19 protein-coding genes, 1 pseudogene and 1 riboswitch are annotated in these 22814 nt (G+C 65.3%); of the genes and pseudogenes, 11 read left to right on the forward strand and 9 right to left on the reverse strand.

All coding sequences use genetic code 11. The features are described 5' to 3' along the window. Positions 1-32: 32 nt before the first annotated feature. Genes MSM1_RS11640 through MSM1_RS11650 form a run of 3 tightly spaced genes read right to left on the reverse strand, consistent with a single transcriptional unit; the run spans position 33 to position 3290 of the window. Positions 33-770, reverse strand: a complete 738-nt coding sequence (locus MSM1_RS11640; protein WP_213442320.1) for a class I SAM-dependent methyltransferase — start codon at positions 768-770, stop codon at positions 33-35. Beyond that, positions 767-1918, reverse strand: coding sequence for a homoserine O-acetyltransferase (locus MSM1_RS11645; RefSeq protein WP_213442322.1), 1152 nt, complete (start codon positions 1916-1918; stop codon positions 767-769). Before MSM1_RS11645 ends, MSM1_RS11640 begins: the two co-directional genes overlap by 4 nt. Positions 1919-1928: 10 nt before the next feature. Beyond that, positions 1929-3290, reverse strand: a complete 1362-nt coding sequence (locus tag MSM1_RS11650) for a bifunctional o-acetylhomoserine/o-acetylserine sulfhydrylase (protein ID WP_213442324.1) — start codon at positions 3288-3290, stop codon at positions 1929-1931. A gap of 192 nt (positions 3291-3482) precedes the next feature. After that, a riboswitch (SAM riboswitch) is annotated at positions 3483-3602 on the reverse strand. A gap of 311 nt (positions 3603-3913) precedes the next feature. Here MSM1_RS11650 and MSM1_RS11655 point away from each other — a divergent pair. Then, positions 3914-5140 carry an NADP-dependent isocitrate dehydrogenase gene (locus tag MSM1_RS11655; protein WP_213442326.1) on the forward strand — a complete coding sequence of 409 codons (1227 nt, stop codon included), beginning with the start codon at positions 3914-3916 and terminating at the stop codon, positions 5138-5140. On the opposite strand, the gene MSM1_RS11660 is transcribed toward MSM1_RS11655, so the two are convergent. Continuing rightward, positions 5137-5934 carry an alpha/beta fold hydrolase gene (locus MSM1_RS11660; RefSeq protein WP_213442916.1) on the reverse strand — a complete coding sequence of 266 codons (798 nt, stop codon included), beginning with the start codon at positions 5932-5934 and terminating at the stop codon, positions 5137-5139. The genes MSM1_RS11655 and MSM1_RS11660 overlap by 4 nt on opposite strands. A gap of 182 nt (positions 5935-6116) precedes the next feature. Between MSM1_RS11660 and trpS the strand changes: the two genes are divergently transcribed. Both trpS and yhjD read left to right on the forward strand, forming a co-directional pair. Continuing rightward, positions 6117-7136, forward strand: coding sequence for a tryptophan--tRNA ligase (trpS, locus tag MSM1_RS11665; RefSeq protein WP_213442328.1), 1020 nt, complete (start codon positions 6117-6119; stop codon positions 7134-7136). Positions 7137-7148: 12 nt separating this feature from the next. Further along, on the forward strand, positions 7149-8054 hold the full coding sequence (gene yhjD / locus MSM1_RS11670) for an inner membrane protein YhjD (RefSeq protein ID WP_213442331.1): 906 nt from the start codon (positions 7149-7151) through the stop codon (positions 8052-8054). A 16-nt stretch (positions 8055-8070) separates the two neighbouring features. Here the strand turns inward: yhjD and MSM1_RS11675 are convergent. The 4 genes and pseudogenes from MSM1_RS11675 to MSM1_RS11690 form a co-directional block, all read right to left on the reverse strand. After that, a pseudogene (locus MSM1_RS11675) lies at positions 8071-8738 on the reverse strand (amidohydrolase family protein); the annotation flags it as partial. Positions 8739-8838: 100 nt separating this feature from the next. Then, positions 8839-9855 (reverse strand): acyl-ACP desaturase, encoded by a 1017-nt coding sequence (locus tag MSM1_RS11680; RefSeq protein ID WP_213442333.1) that lies wholly within the window; start codon positions 9853-9855, stop codon positions 8839-8841. A 193-nt stretch (positions 9856-10048) separates the two neighbouring features. After that, entirely contained in the window at positions 10049-11263 is a 1215-nt protein-coding gene (locus MSM1_RS11685; protein ID WP_213442335.1) for a D-alanyl-D-alanine carboxypeptidase family protein, read from the reverse strand. 79 nt (positions 11264-11342) lie between these two features. Beyond that, complete coding sequence (locus MSM1_RS11690; RefSeq protein WP_213442919.1) at positions 11343-12707, reverse strand: aspartate aminotransferase family protein; 1365 nt, start codon at positions 12705-12707, stop codon at positions 11343-11345. 299 nt (positions 12708-13006) lie between these two features. Here MSM1_RS11690 and MSM1_RS11695 point away from each other — a divergent pair, with 299 nt between their 5' ends. From MSM1_RS11695 to MSM1_RS11715, 5 genes are all read left to right on the forward strand, one after another. Further along, positions 13007-13342 carry a hypothetical protein gene (locus MSM1_RS11695; RefSeq protein ID WP_374101707.1) on the forward strand — a complete coding sequence of 112 codons (336 nt, stop codon included), beginning with the start codon at positions 13007-13009 and terminating at the stop codon, positions 13340-13342. Positions 13343-13625: 283 nt separating this feature from the next. Then, positions 13626-14030, forward strand: a complete 405-nt coding sequence (locus MSM1_RS11700) for a cytidine deaminase (RefSeq protein ID WP_213442337.1) — start codon at positions 13626-13628, stop codon at positions 14028-14030. Next, entirely contained in the window at positions 14021-15319 is a 1299-nt protein-coding gene (locus MSM1_RS11705; RefSeq protein WP_213442923.1) for a thymidine phosphorylase, read from the forward strand. The genes MSM1_RS11700 and MSM1_RS11705 overlap by 10 nt, the downstream gene beginning before the upstream one ends. Next, positions 15316-16404 (forward strand): adenosine deaminase, encoded by a 1089-nt coding sequence (locus tag MSM1_RS11710; RefSeq protein ID WP_213442339.1) that lies wholly within the window; start codon positions 15316-15318, stop codon positions 16402-16404. The genes MSM1_RS11705 and MSM1_RS11710 overlap by 4 nt, the downstream gene beginning before the upstream one ends. Before the next feature lie 84 nt (positions 16405-16488). Further along, positions 16489-17496 (forward strand): VWA domain-containing protein, encoded by a 1008-nt coding sequence (locus MSM1_RS11715; protein ID WP_213442341.1) that lies wholly within the window; start codon positions 16489-16491, stop codon positions 17494-17496. Position 17497: 1 nt separating this feature from the next. On the opposite strand, the gene MSM1_RS11720 is transcribed toward MSM1_RS11715, so the two are convergent. Beyond that, positions 17498-18478, reverse strand: coding sequence for a VWA domain-containing protein (locus MSM1_RS11720; protein WP_213442342.1), 981 nt, complete (start codon positions 18476-18478; stop codon positions 17498-17500). Positions 18479-18713: 235 nt separating this feature from the next. Here MSM1_RS11720 and MSM1_RS11725 point away from each other — a divergent pair, with 235 nt between their 5' ends. The 3 genes from MSM1_RS11725 to MSM1_RS11735 all read left to right on the forward strand — a co-directional run bounded on the left by MSM1_RS11725 (position 18714) and on the right by MSM1_RS11735 (position 22784). Beyond that, positions 18714-19322: a TetR/AcrR family transcriptional regulator gene (locus MSM1_RS11725; RefSeq protein WP_213442926.1), complete on the forward strand. Its 609-nt coding sequence runs from the start codon at positions 18714-18716 to the stop codon at positions 19320-19322. Between the two features lie 187 nt (positions 19323-19509). Further along, positions 19510-19914 carry an MmpS family transport accessory protein gene (locus MSM1_RS11730; protein WP_236055959.1) on the forward strand — a complete coding sequence of 135 codons (405 nt, stop codon included), beginning with the start codon at positions 19510-19512 and terminating at the stop codon, positions 19912-19914. Beyond that, complete coding sequence (locus MSM1_RS11735; protein WP_213442346.1) at positions 19911-22784, forward strand: RND family transporter; 2874 nt, start codon at positions 19911-19913, stop codon at positions 22782-22784. The genes MSM1_RS11730 and MSM1_RS11735 overlap by 4 nt, the downstream gene beginning before the upstream one ends. Positions 22785-22814: the final 30 nt, after the last annotated feature.

Genomic DNA, 22814 nt, shown 5'->3' on the forward strand with positions numbered 1-22814 from the left:
TAGCGCGGTGGCGTGTGACGCTGTCCGGCGCGCTATGACGTGGCCCGCGTGGCCCGGACGCAGACCGTGACGTAGGGCAGGGCCAGACCGGTGGTGTTAGCCAATGCCGGATGTGTGGCCAGCAACTCGCGGACTCGGTCCAGGGTCTTGGCGCGCACCTCGGCTGGCGATGTGATGCAGTAGCTGCGCGAGGCGACTAGGTCGAGCAATGCTTGTGGCGTCAGGTAATTCGTCCACTCGACGTGATGGCGTTGCTGTTCGGCGAACGGCGCGGGCAGGGACACCTTGTTGCGCACGGGGTCGCCGTCGCGGCCGATGATGCGCCCCAGGTCGCGCACCCAGCCGAGCCGTTCGTCGCGCGTGTTCCACACCAGACCCAGTCGCCCACCGGGCCGAAGCACGCGGGCCACTTCCGGAATTGCCCGGGCGGGGTCGAACCAGTGCCACGCCTGGGCGACCAGGACAGCGTCAACGCTGTTGTCTGCCAGGGGAATCTCCTCCGCAGTACCCAGTAGTGCGGGTGTCTGGGGCAGCGAGCTGCGCAGCACCTCGAGCATCTCGGGGATCGGGTCAACCGCCACTACGTCCAAACCGCGTTCGACCAGCCGGGTGGTCAGCTTTCCGGTTCCGGCACCCAGGTCCAGCACAGTGCGGGCCCCTTCGGGCAGCAGCCAATCGATCGCCTCGGGCGGATAGGACGGACGGCCCCGCTCGTAGGCGGCGGCCTCCGCGCCGAACGACAGCGAACGCTCGTGCCGGGAGCGGGTCACCGCGAATGCACGCCCTCTGCGGTGGCTGGTCGAAGAGCCAACTCCAGTGTCTGACGGATCAGCTCGCCGACAGCTTGCGATTCCAGCAGAAACCCGTCATGCCCATAGATCGAGTCGACAACCTGCAGCTCGGCACAGCCCGGCAGCAGCTCGGCCAACTCCTCTTGCAGGCGTAGCGGGTAAAGCCGGTCGGAGGTGATACCCGCGACCACCACCGGCACCGGGCAACTTTGCAGCGCCGCAGCCACACCGCCCCGTCCGCGGCCGACGTCGTGGCTGTTCAGTGCCTCTGTCAACACCACATAGGTCCCAGCGTCAAAGCGCGACACCAGTTTTTGCCCCTGGTGTTCCAGATAGCTTTGCACCGCGTAGCGCCCGCCGGTTATCGGGTCTGCGTCGTCCTGGGGGTCGTTGGCGAATCGGATATCCAGGTCCAGCTCGCCGCGGTAGGTCAGGTGCGCGAAGCGGCGGGCGATTTGAAGTCCGGTGTCAGGGGTGCGCCCGGTGCCGTGGTAATCGCCGCCCTGCCAGTTCGGATCGGCTTTGATGGCCGCGATCTGGGTTGTCTGGGTTCCGATCTGATCGGCGGTGGCACGTGCCCCCACCGCCAGCAGCAACCCGGAGCGGACCCGGTCGGGATGGCTGACGATCCATTCCAGTGCTCGCGCACCACCCATCGACCCGCCGACCACGGCGGCGACTTCGGTGATGCCGAGGGCGGCCAGCGCAGCCACATCGGCCTCCACCTGATCGCGCACCGTAATTTTGGGAAACCTTGATCCCCAAGGCTTTCCGTCACGAGCTAGCGAGCTGGGACCGGTCGAGCCACGGCAGCCACCCAGGACGTTGGTGGCCACCGCACACCAGCGGGTGGTGTCGATCGGCGCGCCCGGCCCGGCCACGCCGTCCCACCAGCCCGGCGTCGGGTGCCCCGGTCCCGCGGGCCCGGTGATGTGCGAATCACCGGTGAGCGCATGCAAGACCATGACGACGTTGTCGCGGGCGGGAGACAGCTCTCCCCAGCGCTGCACCGCGATGCAGACGTCGTCGATTACCGCGCCGCTTTCCAGCCTCAGTGAGCCGATGTCGATCAGCCCCACCTCGCCTTCGGCGGGTAGGGTCTGCGTCGGCACATCGGAGATCGTCATCTCAGACTCCTCAAAAGGCCGCCACGGACTGCGGATCGGCGGCGGTTCCGCGGTGCGCTCGCGCGGCCGCGAAGCCGAGCTCCAGATCGGCGAGAATGTCCTCGATGCCCTCGATGCCGACGGCCAGCCGCACCAGCCCGGGGCTCACACCGGTGGACAGCTGTTCCTCGGGGGTGAGCTGGGAATGGGTCGTCGAGGCCGGGTGGATCACCAGCGAGCGCACGTCACCGATGTTGGCGACGTGGCTGTGCAGCTTGAGTGCGTTGACGAACGCCTTGCCGGCCTCGACACCACCGGCCAGTTCGAACGACAGCACTGCTCCGGTTCCCTTGGGCGCCAGTTTTTTCGCGCGCTCAAACCAGGGTGAGCCGGGCAGTCCCGCGTAGTTGACCGCAAGGACGTCCTCGTGGCCGGCAAGGAACTCGGCCACCCGCTGTGCATTGGCGACGTGCCTTTCCACGCGAAGACTCAACGTTTCCAGGCCTTGGGCCACCAGGAACGCGTTGAACGGTGAAGCCGCCGAGCCGTAATCGCGAAGTAGCTGGACGCGGGCCTTAACCGCGAACGCCGGTGGACCCAGCTCGGCGTATACCACGCCGTGATAGCTCGGATCGGGCGTGGTGAATTCGGGAAAGCGTCCGCTCGTCCAGTCGAAGGTGCCGCCGTCGACGATCACCCCCGCGATCGCGGCGCCGTGCCCGCCTAGGTATTTGGTAGCCGAGTGCACCACGATGTCGGCGCCGTGGGTGATCGGCTGGATCAGATAGGGGGTGGCAATGGTGTTGTCGACGATCAGCGGTACGCCGTTTTCATGGGCGACCGCCGACACTCCGGGCGTGTCGAGAATGTCGATCTGGGGATTGGAGATGGTCTCGCCGAAGAACGCCTTGGTGTTCGGCCGGACCGCGGACCGCCACGAGTCCAGGTCGTCGGGGTCGTCGACGAAGCTGACGTCGACACCGAGCTTGGGCAGCGAATAGTGAAACAGGTTGTAGGTGCCACCGTAGAGCCGCGGGCTAGACACGATGTGGTCGCCCGCACCGGCAAGGTTGAGTATCGCGAAGGTCTCAGCGGCCTGTCCGGACGCCAGGAACAGGGCTGCCGCACCGCCTTCCAGCGCGGCGATGCGCCGTTCGACAACCTCGGTGGTCGGGTTGCCGATCCGGGTGTAGATGTTGCCCGGGATCTCCAGACCGAACAGGGCCGCGGCGTGCGCGGTGTCGTCGAAGGTGTAGGAGGTGGTCTGATAGATCGGCAGGGCGCGCGCGTTGGTAACCGGGTCCGGCCGTTGGCCGACGTGGATCTGCTTCGTCTCAAACGACCAGTGTGCGGTCGGGTCGTTGTCGTTGCCGGTGTCGTTTTGGAGGCTCACCTCGGTGGCTTTCTGCTCGGGGTTTAGTAAAGGTATTTAGTAAGGGTGGGTGCGGTGCCCGCAGTCACCTGCGACGCCATCGGTGATGACGTCAGTTGGCGGCCATCGGCTCAGTGACAACGACACATAGCGGGCCGGCCCACAGAGGAGCGCATCAGGTTTCCCTGTCTACTCGGGGGGCCCGTCATGGCGGACCCGCGCTTGCCGCGTAGCCGGTGGTGGCTACTCAACCTGGTCATCACCCGGGGCACCCCACCGCGGTTGGAGGGTTGCCGGCCAGCAAGCCGGGGCTTGGCGCTGGCGCTCATGACCGAGAGAAAGGTTATCGCATGACCCCAACCCCGCGCCACCCAGGCACCGAAGGCGACGGCGAGTGAGCGACGCTCACGAGCGAGGAGCCGAGTAGCAGGCACCGAAGGCGACGGCGAGTGAGCGACGCTCAGGGCTCCGCGACAGCGCTACCGGACCGAAAGTACTCATCAGTAGCTGCAAGGGCGTTCCGCTCGACTGTGGGCGGTCAGATGGCTCCTTGTAGTCTGGCCTGGGAGTGGCCGACCGCTGCGCTCACACGGCCGGCCACAAGCGCTCACCAGGCGATCGTTGCGCAGGAGGACCGGGTTCACATGTCCAGCGGATCCAAGATCAAAGTCGAAGGCACCGTAGTAGAACTCGATGGTGACGAGATGACGCGTGTCATCTGGAAGCTCATCAAAGATATGCTGATCTTTCCGCACCTGGACATCAATCTCGAGTATTACGATCTGGGTATCGAGCATCGTGACGCCACCGATGACCAGGTGACGATCGACGCGGCGTATGCGATCAAAAAGCACGGTGTCGGCGTCAAATGCGCCACTATTACTCCCGACGAGGCGCGGGTCAAGGAATTCAATCTGAAGAAGATGTGGCTCTCGCCGAATGGGACGATTCGAAACATATTGGGCGGAACTATTTTTCGCGAACCAATCATAATCTCGAATGTCCCACGGCTGGTTCCGCACTGGACCAAGCCGATCGTCATCGGCCGCCATGCCTTCGGCGACCAGTACCGGGCGACCAATTTCAAGGTTGACCGGCCGGGCACCGTCACACTGACCTTCATTCCCGAGGACGGTGGCGAGCCGATCGTGCATGAGATGGTGCGCATCCCCGAGGACGGCGGTGTGGTGATGGGGATGTACAACTTTAAAAAATCCATCCAGGATTTCGCTCGGGCGTCATTCGCCTACGGGCTGCAAGAGCACTACCCGGTATATCTATCAACAAAAAACACCATCCTCAAGGCCTACGACGGCATGTTCAAAGACGAGTTTCAGCGCATCTACGACGAGGAGTTCAAGGACGAGTTCGAAGCGGCCGGGCTGACCTATGAACACCGGTTGATCGATGACATGGTCGCGGCTTGCCTCAAGTGGGAAGGCGGCTATGTGTGGGCGTGCAAGAACTACGACGGCGACGTCCAATCCGATACGGTTGCGCAAGGCTATGGCTCGCTGGGGTTGATGACGTCGGTGTTGATGACAGCAGACGGCAACACGGTGGAGGCCGAAGCCGCCCACGGCACGGTCACCCGGCATTTTCGCCAATACCAGGAAGGCAAGCCGACGTCCACCAACCCGATTGCCTCGATTTTCGCCTGGACCCGCGGACTTCAGCACCGCGGCAAGCTTGACAACACCCCCGAGGTGATCGGCTTCGCCCGGAAGTTGGAGGAGGTCGTGATCGGCACGGTCGAGGATGGGCAGATGACCAAGGACCTGGCCGTGCTGATCGGGCCGGAGCAGTCCTGGCTGAACACCGAGGAGTTCCTCGGTGCTATCGCCGACAATTTGAAAAAGGCACTCGGCTAACCCGCCGACGGTTCGACCGTGTGGATCGGCCGACTGTGCTGGTCGAGAAAGTCGGCGATGACCTCCGTGACCCGCTGTGGCGCCTCGAACATCGGGATGTGCCCAAGACCGTCCAGTGTCCTGACCACGGTGGTGGCAGGCAGGTGGTCGGTGAAATACGCGCTGAACCTGCGCGGAGGCACCACCCGATCCTTTTCGCAGAGCACCAGTTGCGTGGGCACGGCGGTAGCGGCCAGGTCCATCAGCCCGGGCAGCAGCAACGATTTAACCAGCAACTGAAAGTAAGCCGGGCAATGCGCGAGGTCGTCGATGATCGCGCTGAGTTCGCGTTCGCTTACCCCATCGGGAGATCCACTGATCGGCAGGGTGCCTATTCGCCGGCTCCCCGGCAGAAGCAACATGCGCGGACCCAGCCAGCGGGCCAGCACCCACACCGGCAGACCTCCGGCGAACTTGCCGATCACCTCGAATTTCGTCACACTCCACCGCTTCCAGCCACCCGCGGGCGCGATCGCGGTGACAGTCCGCGCCCGTCCCCGACTCTCCAGCTCGAACGCCACCCATCCGCCGAGCGAGTTGCCGACGATGTGCGCGGTGTTCCAGCCCAGGTCGTCAAGCTGCCGCTCGACGTGGTCGGCCAGCACCGCGGAACTGAGGAATCGGGTGTGCGGGGGCGGCCCACCGTTGTGGCCGGCCATTGTCGGCGCGAACACCTCGTAGCGGCCGGTATCGGCCAACCGCTGCGCCACGTTTTCCCAGGCCAGCTGTGACATCAGGAACGGATGGAGCAGCAGGACCGGTTCACCGGCTCCCAGGTGGATCGGTGTCCGGGTCGTGGTCCGAGGCATGGTGCCGACACTAAGGGTGATACCGCCGGTACCGCAAGGCGCGTGCAGGTGTGTCGCCGTGCTGGGGGGTCGCATACCGGGTGGCCGCAGCGTGCCGGCCGGCAACAACGTGACAAGATCGGACCATCATGAGCACTGCCAGCGGACCTCGGCGGGTCTTCTCCGGCGTGCAGCCCACCGCCGACTCTCTTCACCTGGGCAATGCGCTGGGCGCCATCACGCAGTGGGCCGCGCTGCAGGACGACTACGAGGCATTCTTCTGTGTGGTTGACCTGCATGCCATCACCGTCCCGCAGGATCCCGGGGACCTGCGACGGCGGACCCTGCTTACCGCCGCGCAGTATCTGGCGTTGGGCATCGATCCCACCCGCAGCACTGTTTTCGTGCAAAGCCACGTGCCCGCCCACACCCAGCTTGCGTGGGTGCTGGGCTGTTTCACCGGTTTCGGGCAGGCCGCGCGGATGACGCAGTTCAAAGACAAGTCGACGCGTCACGGTAGTGAATCGACCACCGTCGGTTTGTTCACCTACCCGGTGTTGCAGGCCGCCGACGTGCTGGCCTATGACAGCGACCTGGTGCCGGTCGGCGAGGACCAGCGTCAGCACCTCGAGCTGGCGCGCGACGTTGCGCAGCGGTTCAACAGCCGCTTTCCGAGCACTTTCGTCATTCCCGAGTTGCTGATCCCCAAGGCAACCGCCAAAATCTATGACCTGCAAGATCCGACGGCGAAGATGAGCAAATCCGCGGCCACGGACGCCGGGTTGATCAGCCTACTTGACGACCCGGCGGTGTCCGCCAAAAAGATTCGTTCGGCAGTGACCGACAGCGAGCGCGAAATCCGTTATGACCCGCAAGCCAAGCCAGGAGTGTCGAACCTGCTGGCCATCCAGTCGGCCGTCACCGGCGTCGAAATCGACACCCTGGTTCAGCGATACGCCGGGCATGGCTACGGGGATCTGAAAAAAGACACCGCCGAGGCCGTCATCGAGTTCGTGACGCCGATAAAAAGCCGGGTGGACGAGTTGATGGCCGACACTGCGGAATTGGAGGCCGTACTTGCTGCGGGAGCGGCACGGGCTCAGGATGTGGCCGCTAAAACGGTTGACCGCGTTTATGATCGGCTCGGGTTTCTCCCACAGCGCTCGTAGGCTGGTATCGGCATGAGCGAAGCGGCCGCACCCGGAATTCTGCATCGGCTGCGAGCGAGGTACGGATGGGTCGACCACGCCGTGCGGGCCAACGAGCGCTACACCGACTGCAAGGGTAATTTCTATGCAGCCGGCCTCGCCTACTACACGATCTTCGCGTTATTCCCGTTGCTGATGGTTGGTTTCGCGATCACCGGATTCATCCTGTCACGTCGGCTCGATCTGCTGGCTCAGATTGACGACAAAATCAGGTCGTCGGTGTCGGGCGAGTTGGGCCGCCAACTGATCGACCTGATGGGGTTAGCGATCGCCTCGCGCACGTCGGTCGGTGTCATCGGCCTGGTCGCCGCGGCCTGGGCAGGTCTGGGGTGGATGGCGAATCTGCGTGAAGCGCTGAGCCAGATGTGGAAACAACGCACGAGGTCAGCCGGTTTTGCGCGAACCAAACTCTCGGACCTGGCAGCCATGACCTCAGCGGTTGTGGTGACCCTCGTCACCGTAGCGCTGACCGCGCTGGGGGATGCGGCGACAATGGCTAATGTATTGCGATGGCTTGGAGTCCATTATTTTCCAGTGTTAGGCGGGTTTCTTCGCGGTGCATCTCTGGTGATGTCCTGGGTGGTGTCGTGGTTGCTGTTCACGTGGGTGATAGCAAGGCTGCCGCGGGAAGCGATCAGCTTTAAAAGCTCGATCCGGGCAGGCTTGATCGCGGCGATCGGTTTCGAGTTGTTCCAGCAGGTGGCGTCGATCTACCTGCGGTTGGTTCTGCGCAGCCCGGCGGGTGCGACGTTTGGTCCGGTAGTGGGCCTGATGGTGTTCGCGTACATCACCGCTCGGTTGGTGCTGTTCGCCACCGCATGGGCGGCGACCTCACCGGACAACCTTCGCGCGGCGCCCGGCTGTCCTCCCGATCCGTAAAAGAGGGCTAACAGCTGACCCGGTCAAGCCCGAGGACGCGGGCCAGTGTGCCCGAGGTCATCCGCACGGCGGCGACCAGCGCCGCATCCGAATGCGCGCCGGCCACGGTGCGAAAGAGCTGATCCATGGTAGCGGTGCTGCCGGCGCTGGTCGACGTTGTACGCACCCGCGCCACGCCCGAGACGATGTCGACCGGCAGCGGCCTCGGGGTGAACATGTACCCCGTCGGTGATCAGCTCGACTGTCACCCTCGGATCGTCCAGCAGGGCAAGGGCGGGCCCGGGCTCGCGGTGATGCATCGGGCGCATCGCGTTGAACAAATGGGTGCCAACCGTGGCGCCGCAGCTGTTCGGGATCATGTGCACCGTGGCGTGCCGAGCTCAGCCACGGCCCCTCCAGATGGATACCGGCGATGATCTCGGCGCGTGCCGCGGTGGCGAGCGCCCGCACCCCGCTGAGCAGATCACCGGGAGATGCGGCGATTAGGCTGGCCAGCGTCGTGGTGGTGCCGTGCCGCAAGTGAAACTCGGCGGCGCGCGCGATTTGCGTTGCGCTCGCGACGGTGTAAGAGGCACTGCCGCCGCCGTGCACGTGCATGTCAATGAACCCGGGCGTCGCAATCGAATCCGGGAAGACGGCGGTCGCCGGCCGGGGTGGTTCGCCGGCGCCGCAATCCAGGATCCGCCGGCGGCGATCAGCGTCACAACGTCTGCATGATCTCGTTTCGACCGCGTGGCGTGCTGTCGGCGAAGCGCCTCACCCGAAGGAGCGTTGCCAACCCCGGTTAGCGTTTGCTCATCGTGAGGGTCCCTTTGGTGGTGAGCACCTTCGCGGCGGTGATCTTCTCCGCCTTGCGGGCCTCTCGCTCCAGGTAGCGCTGTTTGGACACCTCGAATTTGTCGCAGGCCTCCTCAAGCTCCTTGACCAGCAGCGCCAGGTCATCACGCATCCGGGCGGCCTCACCGGTGAAATCGTCGCGTTCGAAGACGCGCCATTTTCTCAGCACCGGCATCACGACCTCGTCGAGATGGATCCGGGGATCATACACACCTCCGACGGCGATGATGACGGCCTTGCGGCGGAACTCCGGCACCGTGTACCCCGGCATCTTGAAATTCCGCAGCACCCGGTGCACCGATTTCATCGCCTGGTTGGGCGCGATTTCCAGGCCGGCGGCGGTGACGTCGCGGTAGAAGATCATGTGCAGGTTCTCGTCATGCGACACCCTGGCCATCAGCTGGTCGGCGATTGTCTCGTGGCAGGCCTTGCCGGTATTGCGGTGAGACACCCGGGTAGCCAATTCCTGGAACGAGACGTAAACCACCGAATCGAACAAGCTTTCGGCAAACAAGTCGCCCTGATGGTTCTGGCCCGGGCTGAAGCCCCGTGTCATCTGCTCGACGCGCAGTTTCTCCAATTCGACCGGGTCGACCGCACGGGTCACCACCAGGTAGTCGCGCAGTGCGGTGCTGTGCCGGTTTTCCTCGGCGGTCCAGCGGTTCACCCACTGCCCCCAGGGGCCGTCCATGCCGAAGTTCATCGCAATCTCGCGGTGATATGCGGGGAGGTTGTCCTCGGTCAGTAGGTTCTGCACCATTGCCACTCGGGCGACGTCGGAGAGTTGGCACTGCCCGGGCTCCCAGTCCTGACCGCCGAGGGCGTAGAAGTTCTTGCCGTCGGACCAGGGAATGTAGTCGTGCGGATTCCACTCCTTGAACTTCGCAAGGTGACGGTTGAGAAGGTGCTCCACCGTCGGCTCCAGTGCTGCCAGCAGTTGCTCGTGGGTCAAGTCGTTGGGCATGGCACCTTCCAGTTATATGTATCTGTCAGTTGCAGGTAATATATCTGTGCAACCCGGTCACATACAAGTTGGACACGCCGTAACGTTTGCTTTGCGCTTGGTGGCTTGCTCGGGACGCCCAGGGAGGTAGGCGGCGGGCGCTGACGGGCGCAGCGGGCCGCGGCGAGAGCCGGGTAATCGGACTTAGGGCGATTTAGGGCGCCAATCGGCGGTTCATCGAGCGTGCGACCGTCATCAGCCCGAACACGATCAGTGAGCCGATGACAGCCACTCCCACCCGCACCGGAAGCGCATCGTTGGGCGAGGCGATCGCGCCGTCTGGGACGGCGTTGCGGGCCCCATCGGCATTGGCTTTGGCGGCGACCAGCGCCGGATCGGGTTCGACAAGCGTCCCGACCCGGGTGCCCGGGGTGGTGGTGAACCCGTAATCCAGCAGATGAGCCGCCTGTTCCCACGGCGGAATCGGCTGGCGGGTCCCGTGCAGCAGCACCGCCATCAGCCGGCGCCCGTCCCGATTGGCGGCGCCGACGAACGTCTGCCCGGCGTCGTCGGTGTAGCCGGTTTTGCCGCCCAGCGCGCCGGGATAGTTGTAGAGCAGCTGATTGTCGTTTTCCAGCTGGTAGCCGGGGTGGTCGCCATGGCCGGGGAAATCGAAGGCCCGCGTCGCGACGATGCCGGCGAAGGTGGGGTTCTGCCAGGCGTAGCGGTAGAACAGGGCGATGTCATAGGCCGAGGTGCTCATGCCGGGCCCGTCCAGCCCGGACGGCGTTGCCACCCGGGTGTCGCGGCCTCCGAGCTTGCGGGCCAGCACGTTGATCTTCTCCAGCGCGATCTGCATGCCGCCAAGCTGCCTGGCCAGAGCGTGAGCGGCGTCGTTGCCGGAATGCATCAGCAACCCATGCAGCAACTGGTTGACGGTGTAGGCGCCGTCGGGGGCCACGCCGACCTTGGTGCCTTCGACCGCCGCGTCTTCGGCGGTGCCGGCCACCGCGGTGTTGAGGTTGAGCTCGTTGAGCGCTGCCAGGGCGATCAGCACCTTGATGACGCTGGCGGGGCGGTGACGCCCGTGCGGGTCTTTGGCCGCGATGACCGCGCCGCTGTCCAGGTCGGCCACCAGCCAGGCATCGGCGGACACATCACCGGGCACCGGCGGTGCGCCGGGTGCGGTAATCACACCGCAACTGCCCAGCGCATCCCCGCCGACGGGGCTAGCGGGCACGGGCAGCGGAAGAGGGGGGTCGCCGACCCTGGGGATCTCCGAGGAGTCCACCGCGGGCGGGGTAGACAGCTTGTAGGGGCAACCGTCAGGCGCCACGTTCGGCTCGGCGCCCGCGCCCGGCGTGCCCGGCAGCGCGAACGCCAACACAACCGTTGCCGCCAGGCACGATGCGAAACGGACAAAAGCCATCGTCTGTGCAGACTAGGCGATGAGCACCCGGATCTCGCGGCGCCGCGCTGTAATCGATGGACGCAACTCCGCGGCCAGATCAGCGGCCAGACAGGACGGCGCGCAGGATGGCTTCGATGGTGTCGAACTCGGCCGGACCGCTGATCAGCGGCGGTGCCACCTGAATCACCGGATCACCGCGGTCATCAAGGCGGCAATACAGCCCGGCCTCGAAAAGCGCCGAGGACACCCCGGAGAGCAGCCGTCGGCGTTCCCCGGCGGTGAACGTTTGTCTGGTGTCCTTGTCTTTGACCAGTTCGACGGCATAGAAGTACCCCTGGCCGCGCACGTCGCCGACGATGGGCAAATCACACAGCTTCTCCAGCGCCGCGCGCAGCAGCGGCGCGTTGCGTTTGACGTGGTCGTTGAGGCCTTCACGCTCGAAGATGTCGAGGTTGGCCAGCGCGACGGCCGCCGACACCGGATGCCCTCCGAAGGTGTAGCCGTGCGGGAACATCGTCTCACCGTCGGCGAACGGCTCGAACAGCCGGTCGCTGGCGATCATCGCCCCGATCGGCGAGTATCCGGACGTCAGGCCTTTCGCACAGGTGATCATGTCGGGCACATAGCCGGCGTCCCCGATGTCACAGCAGGCGAACATCGACCCGATCCGCCCGAACGCGCAGATCACCTCGTCGGAGACCAGCAGCACGTCGTAGTGGTCGCAGATCTCGCGCACCCGCTCGAAATACCCTGGGGGCGGCGGGATGCAGCCGCCGGCATTCTGCACCGGCTCGAGGAAGACCGCTGCGACGGTGTCCGGCCCCTCGAATTCGATCGCCTCGGCGATGCGATCGGCGGCCCACCGTCCGAAGGCTTTGACGTCGCTGCGCAGCGGTTCGGGTGCGCGGTAGGCGTTGGTGTTGGGCACTTTCACCCCACCCGGTGTCAGCGGCTCGAACGGGGCCCTGAACCTCGGCACGCCGGTGAGCGCCAGCGCCCCTTGCGGGGTGCCGTGGTAGGCGATCGCCCGCGAGATCGCTTTGTACTTACCGGGTTTGCCGACCAGCTTGAAATATTGCTTGGCGAGCTTCCACGCGGTTTCGACGGCCTCGCCGCCGCCGGTGGTGAAGAACACCCGGTTAAGATCACCCGGCGCGTACCGGGCGAGGCGCTCGGCGAGCTCGACCGCGGGCGGCGTGGCATATGACCACAGCGGGAAGTACGCCAACGTGCGGGCCTGCCGGGCGGCGGCCTCGGCGAGCTCGTCACGCCCGTACCCGACCTGCACCACAAACAGCCCGGACGTCGCGTCGAGATAGCTCTTGCCGCGGTCGTCGAAGATTCGCACACCCTCGCCGCGAGTGATGATCGGCGGGGTGATGCCCGCGCCGTGGCGGGCGAAATGGCCCCACAGGTAGCGATCGGCCTTGGCCGACAAATCGGGGAACTCCATCTCAGTCATCTTGCCCGCACGCGCCGGCGCCGAGGGCATTGGCCAGGAAGCGTGGCCAGGACCGCAGTTGGCGCCGCGGGCCCGTCGCAGCGGCATCCCGCGTTCACCGGCGAGGGTGCGCTGCGCGGAATGTGTCACGACACCGCGGCAACGTGGGCCGGAGGTTCAGCGTCCAACACGGCGCGTCATCTGTCACGATCTGTCAGGGTCTGTCAGGGTCTGTCACGACATCCACTCCGCGGTCAAGTGGGTATTTGCCCGCCTTCGAGCGATTTCACGGTGATGTCGTAGCGGCATGCGATGCTCTGATGATGAACGACGTGCGGCGCCTGCGGTTGCGTGGAATCGAGCTGCGCTACACACTCACGACGCACCTGTTCGACTATGGCCCCGCGACCATCACCAACCTGGTCGAGGCGCTCGCCTCGCAGGGCTTCGACGTTGCTCAGCCGGCGCCGAAATCGGTGTCGGATGCGATGCGGTGGGAAATGCGACGGGGCCGGGTGCGCCGCCTGGGGCGCGGCCGCTATGGTCCGGGGCGGATGCCACGCGGCACGGAGCATCGCATTCACCAGCGGGTGCTGGCACTGCGCCGCGAAAGAGCAAATCCCGAAAGCGAAAATCGCTCAGAGCCGGGCACATAGCATCACACCCGCGCTGTGACTCTCGTGGCAGACGTGGCGGATGTTACCTGCTGGTGTCCTCGCCACTACTGGGGCGGGCGCCCGCCCGGCGCGCAGCATCAGCGGGCGCTTCACCGCGCGGGCAGGGCTCCCGCGGGTACCGCGGCCGCGCGTGCGGCACCGGTTTTGCACCCGGTCGCGGCAGCCGGCGCCTGCGCCGGCGGCAAAGTTAAGGTGGCCAGGGAATCGACCGACGGCCGCACTGCGCCGCCGGATGCGTTCAGAGGATGGCCACGCTACTCATATGACCGACACAATTGACTGGAATATGCTGCGCGACAAGGCAACCCAAGCAGCAGCGACGGCGTATGCACCGTACTCGCGGTTACGGGTGGGGGCGGCGGCGTTGGTCGACGATCAGCGGGTGGTCACCGGCTGCAATGTGGAAAATGTCTCCTACGGCCTAAGTCTTTGCGCCGAATGCGCGGTGGTGTGCGCCCTGCATTCGACCGGTGGGGGCAGGCTGGTGGCGCTGGTGTGCGTCGATGGGCAGGGTTCGCTGCTGATGCCGTGCGGACGGTGCCGCCAGGTGCTCCTCGAACACGGCGGGCCGCAGCTGCTGGTCGATCATCCGGGCGGGCCCCGCCGGCTCGGTGACCTGCTGCCGGACGCGTTCGGAGCCGACGAGCCAACCGGGCGATTCTCGTGAGTTTCGACGCTCCGACGGTGATCAGGACCAAGCGGGACGGCGGCCGGCTCTCGGACGCCCAGATCGACTGGGTGATCGACGCCTATACCCGCGGGCGCGTCGCCGAGGAGCAGATGGCCTCGCTGCTGATGGCGATTTTCCTGCGCGGCATGGACTACGGGGAGATCGCGCGCTGGACGGCGGCGATGGTGGCCTCCGGCGATCGGCTGGACTTCACCGATCTGCGCCGCGACGGCAAGCCGCTGGCGACGGTGGACAAGCACTCCACCGGCGGGGTCGGAGACAAGATCACGCTGGTGCTGGTGCCCGTGATCGCCGCTTGCGGCGGTGCGGTGCCCCAGGCGGCCGGCCGTGGGCTCGGGCACACCGGTGGCACCCTGGACAAGCTGGAGTCCATCGCGGGCTTCACCGCGAGCCTGTCCAATCAGCAAGTCCGCCAACAACTTCGCGATCTCGGTGCGGCCATCTTCGCGGCCGGGCGGCTCGCGCCAGCCGACGCCAAGCTGTATGCCCTGCGTGACATCACCGCAACCGTGGAATCCCTGCCGCTGATCGCCAGTTCGGTGATGAGCAAGAAGCTGGCCGAGGGAGCGGGTGCGCTGGTGCTCGATGTGAAGGTGGGCCGCGGATCGTTGCTGAACTCGGAAGCACGAAGCCGCGAGCTGGCGCACACCATGGTGCGGCTGGGCGCGGCGCACCGGGTGCCCACCCGCGCGCTGCTGACCGACATGACCTGCCCGCTGGGCGCCAGCGCCGGCAATGCGCTTGAGGTCGCCGAGGCGCTGGAGGTGCTGGCCGGCGGTGGCCCACCCGACGTCGTGGAGCTGACGCTGCGGCTGGCCGGCGAGATGCTCGAGATCACCGGCATCGAGGGCCGTGATCCGGCGCAGACGCTGCGCGATGGCACCGCGATGGACGTCTTCCGGGCGCTCGTCGCCGCGCAGGGCGGTGACTTGTCGGTACCGTTACCCATCGGTGCGTGTTCTGAGACCGTGACCGCCGATCGGAGCGGCACAATGGGCAACATCGACGCGATGGCGGTGGGGATGACGGTGTGGCGGCTCGGCGCGGGGAGGGCCCGTCCCGGTGAGCGGGTGCAGCCCGGTGCCGGCATCCGGATCCATCGGCGTCCGGGAGAACCGGTCATGGCCGGTGAGCCGCTCTTTACGCTGTACACCGATACCCCCGAGCGTTTCGGCGCGGCGATGGCCGCGCTGGACGGCGCCTGGAGCGTTGGTGCCACACCGCCTCCGCGGCGGCCACTGATCATCGACCGGATCACCGCATGACGACACCGCTGACGCTGGAGATGATCGAGAAAGCGCCGAAAGCGCTGCTGCATGATCACCTCGACGGCGGGTTGCGCCCGGCCACCGTCCTGGACATCGCCGGCCGGATCGGTTACGACGAGCTGCCCGCGACCGATGTCGAGGAGCTGGGCCGCTGGTTTCACACCCGGTCCTACAGCGGCTCACTGGAGCGCTACCTGGAGCCGTTTTCCCACACCGTGGCGGTGATGCAGACCCCCGAGGCGCTGCACCGGGTCGCCTATGAGTGCGTGGAAGACCTCGCCGCGGACAACGTGGTGTACGCCGAGGTGCGGTTCGCCCCCGAACTGCATATCGAGCGTGGGCTATCGTTCGACGAGGTTGTGGACGCCGTGCTGGCGGGTTTTGCCGACGGCGAGAAGGCGGCGGCGGCCGAGGGCCGCACGATCACGGTGCGCTGCCTGGTCACCGCGATGCGCCACGCCGCGCTGTCACGGGAGATCGCCGAGCTGGCGATCCGGTTCCGCGACAAGGGGGTGGTCGGGTTCGACATCGCCGGCGCAGAGGCCGGCTACCCGCCCACCCGGCATCTGGATGCATTCGAATACATGCGGGACAACAACGCCCGCTTCACTATTCACGCTGGCGAGGCGTTCGGGCTGCCGTCCATCCACGAGGCGATTGCGTTCTGCGGCGCCGATCGGCTCGGTCACGGTGTGCGGATCGTCGACGATATCCACGTCGATGACAACGGCACGGTGCGGCTGGGTCGCCTGGCGTCGATCCTGCGAGACAAGCGAATCCCATTGGAGTTGTGCCCCAGCTCCAATGTGCACTCCGGGGTGGTCGACAGCATCGCCGAGCATCCGTTCGACTTGCTGGCCCGGGCCCGGTTCCGGGTGACCATCAACACCGACAACCGGTTGATGAGCGACACGTCGATGAGCCGTGAGATGCACCGGCTAGCCGAGGTGTTCGGCTATGGCTGGAGCGACCTCGAACGCTTCACCATCAATGCGATGAAGTCGGCTTTCATTCCTTTCGACGAGCGGCTGGCGATCATCGACGAGGTGATCAAACCGCGGTACGCGGTGTTGATCGGTTAGCGCAAGCCGCCGGAGTGACGTGGGCGTGAACTCTTTATCGACCGGATTGACTGTCCTGCGCTGCGCGGTCTGTACTTGACGGCGATGACGTTGCCATTGCTGGGCCCGTTGACGCTCTCGGGGTTCGAGGATCCCTGGTTTTTCCTGTTCCTGCTGATCGTGTTGCTGCTGGTCGGCCTGTATGTGGCGGTCCAGCTCACCCGCCGTCGCCGGACTTTGCGCTTTGCCAACATGGACGTGCTGGAGCAGGTCGCGCCGCATCGCCCCGGCCGGTGGCGCCACGTCCCGACGCTGCTGCTCGTCCTGTCATTGGTGTTGCTGACCACCGCGATGGCCGGGCCGACTCACGATATCCGGGTGCCGGTCCACCGCGCGGTGGTGATGCTGGTCATGGATGTCTCCGAATCGATGGCGGCCACCGATGTCGCGCCGAGTCGACTGGGCGCCGCGCAGCAGGCCGCTACGCAGTTCACCGACGAACTCACGCCGGGTATCAACCTTGGTCTGGTGGAGTTCGCGGCCACCGCGACGCTGTTGGTTGCCCCGACGACGGACCGCAGCGCCGTGAAGGCAGCGATCAAGAGCCTCAAGCCATCACCGAGAACTGCGACCGGAGAAGGGATTTACACCGCGCTGCAGGCGATCGCCACAGTCGGCGCGGTGATGCCCGGGGGCCCCGGTCCGCCGCCCGCGCGGATCTTGCTGCTTTCCGATGGCGCCGAAAACGTGCCGATGAACCCCGATGCCCCGCAGGGCGCGTTTACCGCGGCCCGGGCGGCGAAAGCCGAAGGCGTGCAGATTTCGACGATCTCCTTCGGCACACCCAACGGCACTGTCATTTACGACGGTGCCACCCTTAAGGTGCCCGTCGATGACCAAACGTTGCAGAAAATCTCCGAGATCAGCGGTGGCAAGACGTTGCACGCCGACAGCCTAGCGGCGCTGAAAAACGTCTACACGACCTTGCAGCAGCAGGTCGGCTTCGAGACCGTGCACGGGGACGCCAGCTTCGGGTGGATCGCGCTCGGCGCGATCGCCATGGCCGGCGCCGTGTTGGCGGGCCTGCTGCTGAACCGCAGGCTTCCTTCGTGAGTCACGTGGGAGCTCGCCGGTTGATCACCAACGCCAGCACGGCGGCCAGCACGGCGGCGATGGCGCCCAGGCGCAGCCAACCGGCGCTTGCGGGGCCCCGGACCGTGCGATACCCGATCGCCTGCTGGATCGCGTCGTAGCTTTGATTGAGTTCGCCAATGTTGCCGGCGGCGTAGGCCTGGCCGCCGGATAGCCGGGCGATGGTCTTCATCTGCTCGGGGTCGGCGGGCACCGGGATGAGCTGGCCGTCCAAGTCGACGGAGCCCGCGTGGGTACCGAACGTGATCGTCGAGATGGGCACTCCCTGATTCTTGGCTAGACGAGCCGCGGTGTAGGCGCCGTGCGGGTTGTTGGGGTCTTCCGGCACGTTTTCGGCGCCGTCGGAAAGCAGCACGACGCGGGCCGGCAACGGCCCACCCCCGGTGACGGTGGCGGTGGTGGCGATCGCCTGCAGTGCGGTAAAGATCGCGTCGCCGGTTGCCGTGCTGTTAGCGAATTGAAGGTTCTTCAGCGCCGCCAGGGTCTCCTGGTGGCGCACCGTGGGCGGCACCAGGAGATACGGCGTTCCCGCAAAGGCGACAAGTCCGAGGTCAATCCCCGGTGTCAGCTGGCCGGCGAACCGGGCGGCGGCCTGCTCGGCGGCCTGCAGGCGATCAGGCGGGACATCGGTGGCGCGCATCGACTGCGAGACGTCGATCACCAGCATGATGATGGCTCGGCTGCGCGGTATGCGGATGCTATGGCTGGGCGTGGCCAGCGCCACGGTCAGCAGCGCCAAGCCGACCAGCGCAACGACGAGGGGTACGTGCCGCCAGGCCGGCTGCGGAACACTTTCCTCGGTGAACCGCCGCAGCCGTTGCCGGCGTCGAGCCTGGGTCGCCAGATAGACGGCGAGCAGCGCCAGCGGAACCAGCCCGAAGAGCAACATGCCCGGACGCTGGAACCCCGACAGCGGCAGCGGGCCTATCCCTGGCAGTGTCATACATCGTGTTGAACCGGCGGTGGGCCGTCTTGCGCCACCGGCTCACCTCCACCTCTGACGCCTCTGAGCGCCGCCACCCGCGGGGGGACGCCCTCTCTGCTAGCGACGCCAGTAAAGAGCAATCTTGATCCGGCGTCAAACGCTGGCTCCCCAAGGCGAGCGTGTGGCGATGGCCGGGGCCCGCGGGGCTTTCGCCGAAACGGTACTGTACTCACCCGTACTGTGACATCGTCCTATCGTGAACGCCGTGGCCCCGACCGCTGATCGCACCGCCGAGCCCTCGCCATGGTCTCCGCGGGAGACCGAGTTGCTCGCGGTGACGTTGCGACTGCTGCAGGAACACGGCTACGACCGGTTGACGGTGGATGCGGTGGCGGCCACCGCCCGGGCCAGCAAGGCCACCGTCTACCGGCGCTGGCCCTCGAAAGCCGAACTGGTGCTGGCCGCGTTCATCGAAGGCATCCGCCAGGTCGCGGTGCCGCCCGACACCGGCACGCTGCGCGGCGATCTGCTGCACGTGGGGAACATGGTCTGCCAGCAGGCGCGCCAGCATGCCAGCACCATCCGCGCGGTACTCGTCGAGATATCGCGCAACCCCGCGCTCAACGACGTCATGCAGCACCACTTCGTCGATCAGCGGAAAGCGTTGATTTGCCACATCCTGCAGCAGGCCGTCGAGCGCGGTGAGATCGACGCCGCCGCGATCAGCGACGAACTCTGGGACCTGCTACCGGGCTACCTGATCTTTCGGTCCATCATCTCCGGCCGGCCCCCCACCCGTCACACCGTGCAAACCCTCGTCGACGACGTGATCCTCCCCGGCCTGACCCGGCCCATCGCTTAAGACGGGCACCGGCCATCGGGCACCGGGTACTCTCTTGTGGCGTCCGGTCCCGTACCGTACTGTTATAGCCGTCGCTGCCCCGGAACTAGCCCAGGAAAGACGACCCCCCGAGCGATCGTGTCACCGGTTATCGAAAGGCTAACGGGTGAACGGTATTACGATAACCAGCTTGGTTAGGCGAGGGTGGATGCTCCTGGTGGCCGTGGCCGTGGTGGCGGTCGCGGGGTTTGGCGTCTATCGACTGCACGGCATATTCGGCTCGCACCACAAAACATCGGCTGACGCCGGCATCTCCAACGAAATCATCCCTTTCAACCCCAAGCATGTGATCCTCGAGGTCTTCGGCGCCCCCGGCGCCGTCGCAACCATCAACTACCTGGACGTCAATGCCCAGCCGCAGCGAGTCGACGACGCGGCCCTGCCGTGGAGGTATGAAATCACGACCACCCTGCCTGCGGTCGTGGCCAATGTGGTGGCGCAAGGCAACGGCAATTTCATTGGCTGTCGCATCACCATCAACGGTGAGGTCAAAGACGAAAGGACCGTCAACGAAATGAACGCCTACACCTATTGCTTGGACAAGTCCGGATGAGTAGCTATCCCGGTCACCGGCCGTTCCTGGCGCGCACCATTCGCCGGCTCTCGGTGCCGATCCTGCTGTTCTGGCTCGCCACCGTTGCGATAACGAATGCCACGGTGCCGCAATTGGAGGAGGTCGGCAGGGCACATAACGTGGCGGCGAGCCCGCCGGATGCGCCGTCGCTGCTGGCGCTGAAACACCTGGGCAGGGTGTTTCACGAATTCGATACCGACAGCCTGGCCATGATCGTGCTGGAAGGCGATCAGCCTCTCGGCGATGCGGCCCATCGGTTTTACGACGTCCTGATCCACCGGCTGTCCCGGGACACCAAGCATGTGCAGCACATTCAGGACTTGTGGGGGGATCCGCTGACGTCGTCGGCCTCGCAGAGCACGGACGGCAGGGCCGCGTATGTCCAGGTGTATCTCGCCGGCGATCAAGGCAGCGCGTTGGCGAACGAGTCCGTCGCCGCTGTCCGCGACATCGTCGACCACGCACAGCCGCCGACGGGCATCAAAGCCTATGTCGCCGGCCCGGCGCCGCAGTTCGCGGATCAGTTCACGGTGGGCAGCAAAAGCACCGCGAAGGTCACCGGGATAACCTTCCTGGTGATCGCGGTGATGTTGCTTTTCGTCTACCGCTCCGTCGTCACCATGATCCTCGTGCTGCTCACGGTCCTCATTGAATTGGCCGCCGCCCGGGGATTCGTTGCCTTTCTTGGAAATTCCGGGATCATCGGGCTTTCGGTGTACTCGACGAATCTGCTCACCTTACTGGTCATCGCCGCGGGCACGGACTACGCGATATTTTTCCTCGGTCGCTATCTTGAGGCTCGTGGCGCAGGTGAGGACCGGGAAACCGCTTTTTATACCATGTTTGGCGGCACCGCCCGCGTGGTGCTGGGCTCGGGACTGACCGTTGCCGGCGCGGTGTCATGTCTGAGCTTTGCCCGCATGCCGTATTTTCAAAGCCTGGGCGTACCCGCCGGAATAGGCGTGCTTGTCTCGCTGGCGGCCGCGCTCACCCTGGGCCCGGCCGTGGTGACGGTGGCCAGCCATTTCGGGCTCGTGGAACCCAAGCGCATGATGAGAACCCGGCAATGGCGGCGGATAGGCACGGCGATCGTGCGCTGGCCCGGGCCCATTCTTGCGGTGACGTGCGCGGTCGCTCTCGTAGGCCTGCTTGCGCTGCCGGGATACCAGACCAGTTACGATCCCCGTCCCTACATGCCGGCCACTGCCCCAGCCAATATTGGCTACACGGCAGCGGAGCGGCATTTTTCTGCGGCCCGGCTGAATCCCGAACTGCTGATGATCCAGACCGATCACGATATGCGTAATCCGGCGGACATGCTCATCCTGGACAGGGTGGCCAAAAGCGTCTTCCACGTCCCCGGCATCGCCCAGGTGCAATCGATGACCCGGCCGTTGGGAACGCCGATCGACCACAGCTCGATACCGTTTCAGATCAGCATGCAAAGCGTCGGGCAGATCGAGAACCTGAAATACCAGAAAGACCGTGCCCGCGACATGTTGACGCAGGCCGCGGAGATTGCGAAGACCATCGACACTTTCAAGCGTCAGTACGTCCTGCAGCAAGAGCTCGCCGCCGCTACCCACGACCAGACCGAAAGCTTTCACGAATCACTTGTCACGCTGAATGACTTGCGAGACAAGATCGCGAATTTCGACGACTTCTTCCGGCCGATGCGCAGTTATTTCTACTGGGAAAAACACTGCTTCGATATCCCAGCCTGCTTCGCCTTCCGGTCCATCTTCGACGCACTCGACGGTCTTGACAAGCTCAGCGAGCAACTGGGAAAGCTCGCGGCCAGCTTCGACAAACTGGATGCGCTCCAGCCGCAACTGCTGGCGCTGATACCGCAACAGATCGACAGCCAGCAGACCCTTCGGGAGCTGACGCTGTCGAACTACGCCACCATGTCCGGGATCTATGACCAGACGTCGGCGCTGATCGAAAACGCGGCCGCGATGGGACAAGCCTTCGATGCCGCCAAGAACGACGATTCCTTCTACTTGCCTCCGGAGGTTTTCGACAACTCTGATTTCAAGCGGGGCCTGAAACTGTTCCTCTCGCCGGACGGCAAGGCCGCTCGCATGATCATCACCCATGAGGGTGATCCCGCGACACCCGAGGGCATCTCGCATATCGATCCGATCATGAAGGCGGCGCACGAGGCCGTGAAGGGCACCCCCGCCGCGGATGCCAAGTTCTATCTGGGAGGCACCGCGGCAGCTTACAAGGACATCCGAGACGCGGCTAAATACGATCTCATGATTGCCGGAATATCCGCGCTGAGCCTGGTTTTGCTCATCATGATGCTCATCACGCGGAGTCTGGTCGCCGCCATCGTCATTGTGGGTACCGTAGCGCTTTCGCTCGGCGCCTCGTTTGGGCTCGCGGTGCTGCTCTGGCAGGATATGCTTGGTATCCAATTGTATTGGATCGTGCTGGCGTTGGCCGTCATCCTGCTCTTGGCGGTGGGATCCGACTACAACCTGCTGCTGATCTCCCGGTTCAAAGAGGAAATCGGCGCCGGATTGAAGACGGGCATTATCCGCGCGATGGCCGGCTCCGGCTCGGTGGTGACGTCTGCCGGCCTGGTGTTCGCCGCCACCATGGCCTCGTTTGTGTTCAGCGACTTGCGGATTCTCGGTCAGATCGGGACAACCATCGGCCTCGGGCTGCTGTTCGACACCCTGATCGTGCGCGCGTTCATGACGCCTTCCATCGCCACGCTGCTGGGGCGCTGGTTCTGGTGGCCGCAACGCGTGCGCCCGCGCCCGGCCAGCCAGCTGCTCCGGGCCTACGGGCCACGTCCGCTAGTTCGGTCGCTGCTGCTGAGGGATGCCGCGAAATAGCGGCCACCTTCGGGGCTAGCCGAGGGCAAG

The sequence above is a fragment of the Mycobacterium sp. SM1 genome (genome assembly GCF_018361265.1).
In the GTDB taxonomy this organism is placed as follows: domain Bacteria; phylum Actinomycetota; class Actinomycetes; order Mycobacteriales; family Mycobacteriaceae; genus Mycobacterium.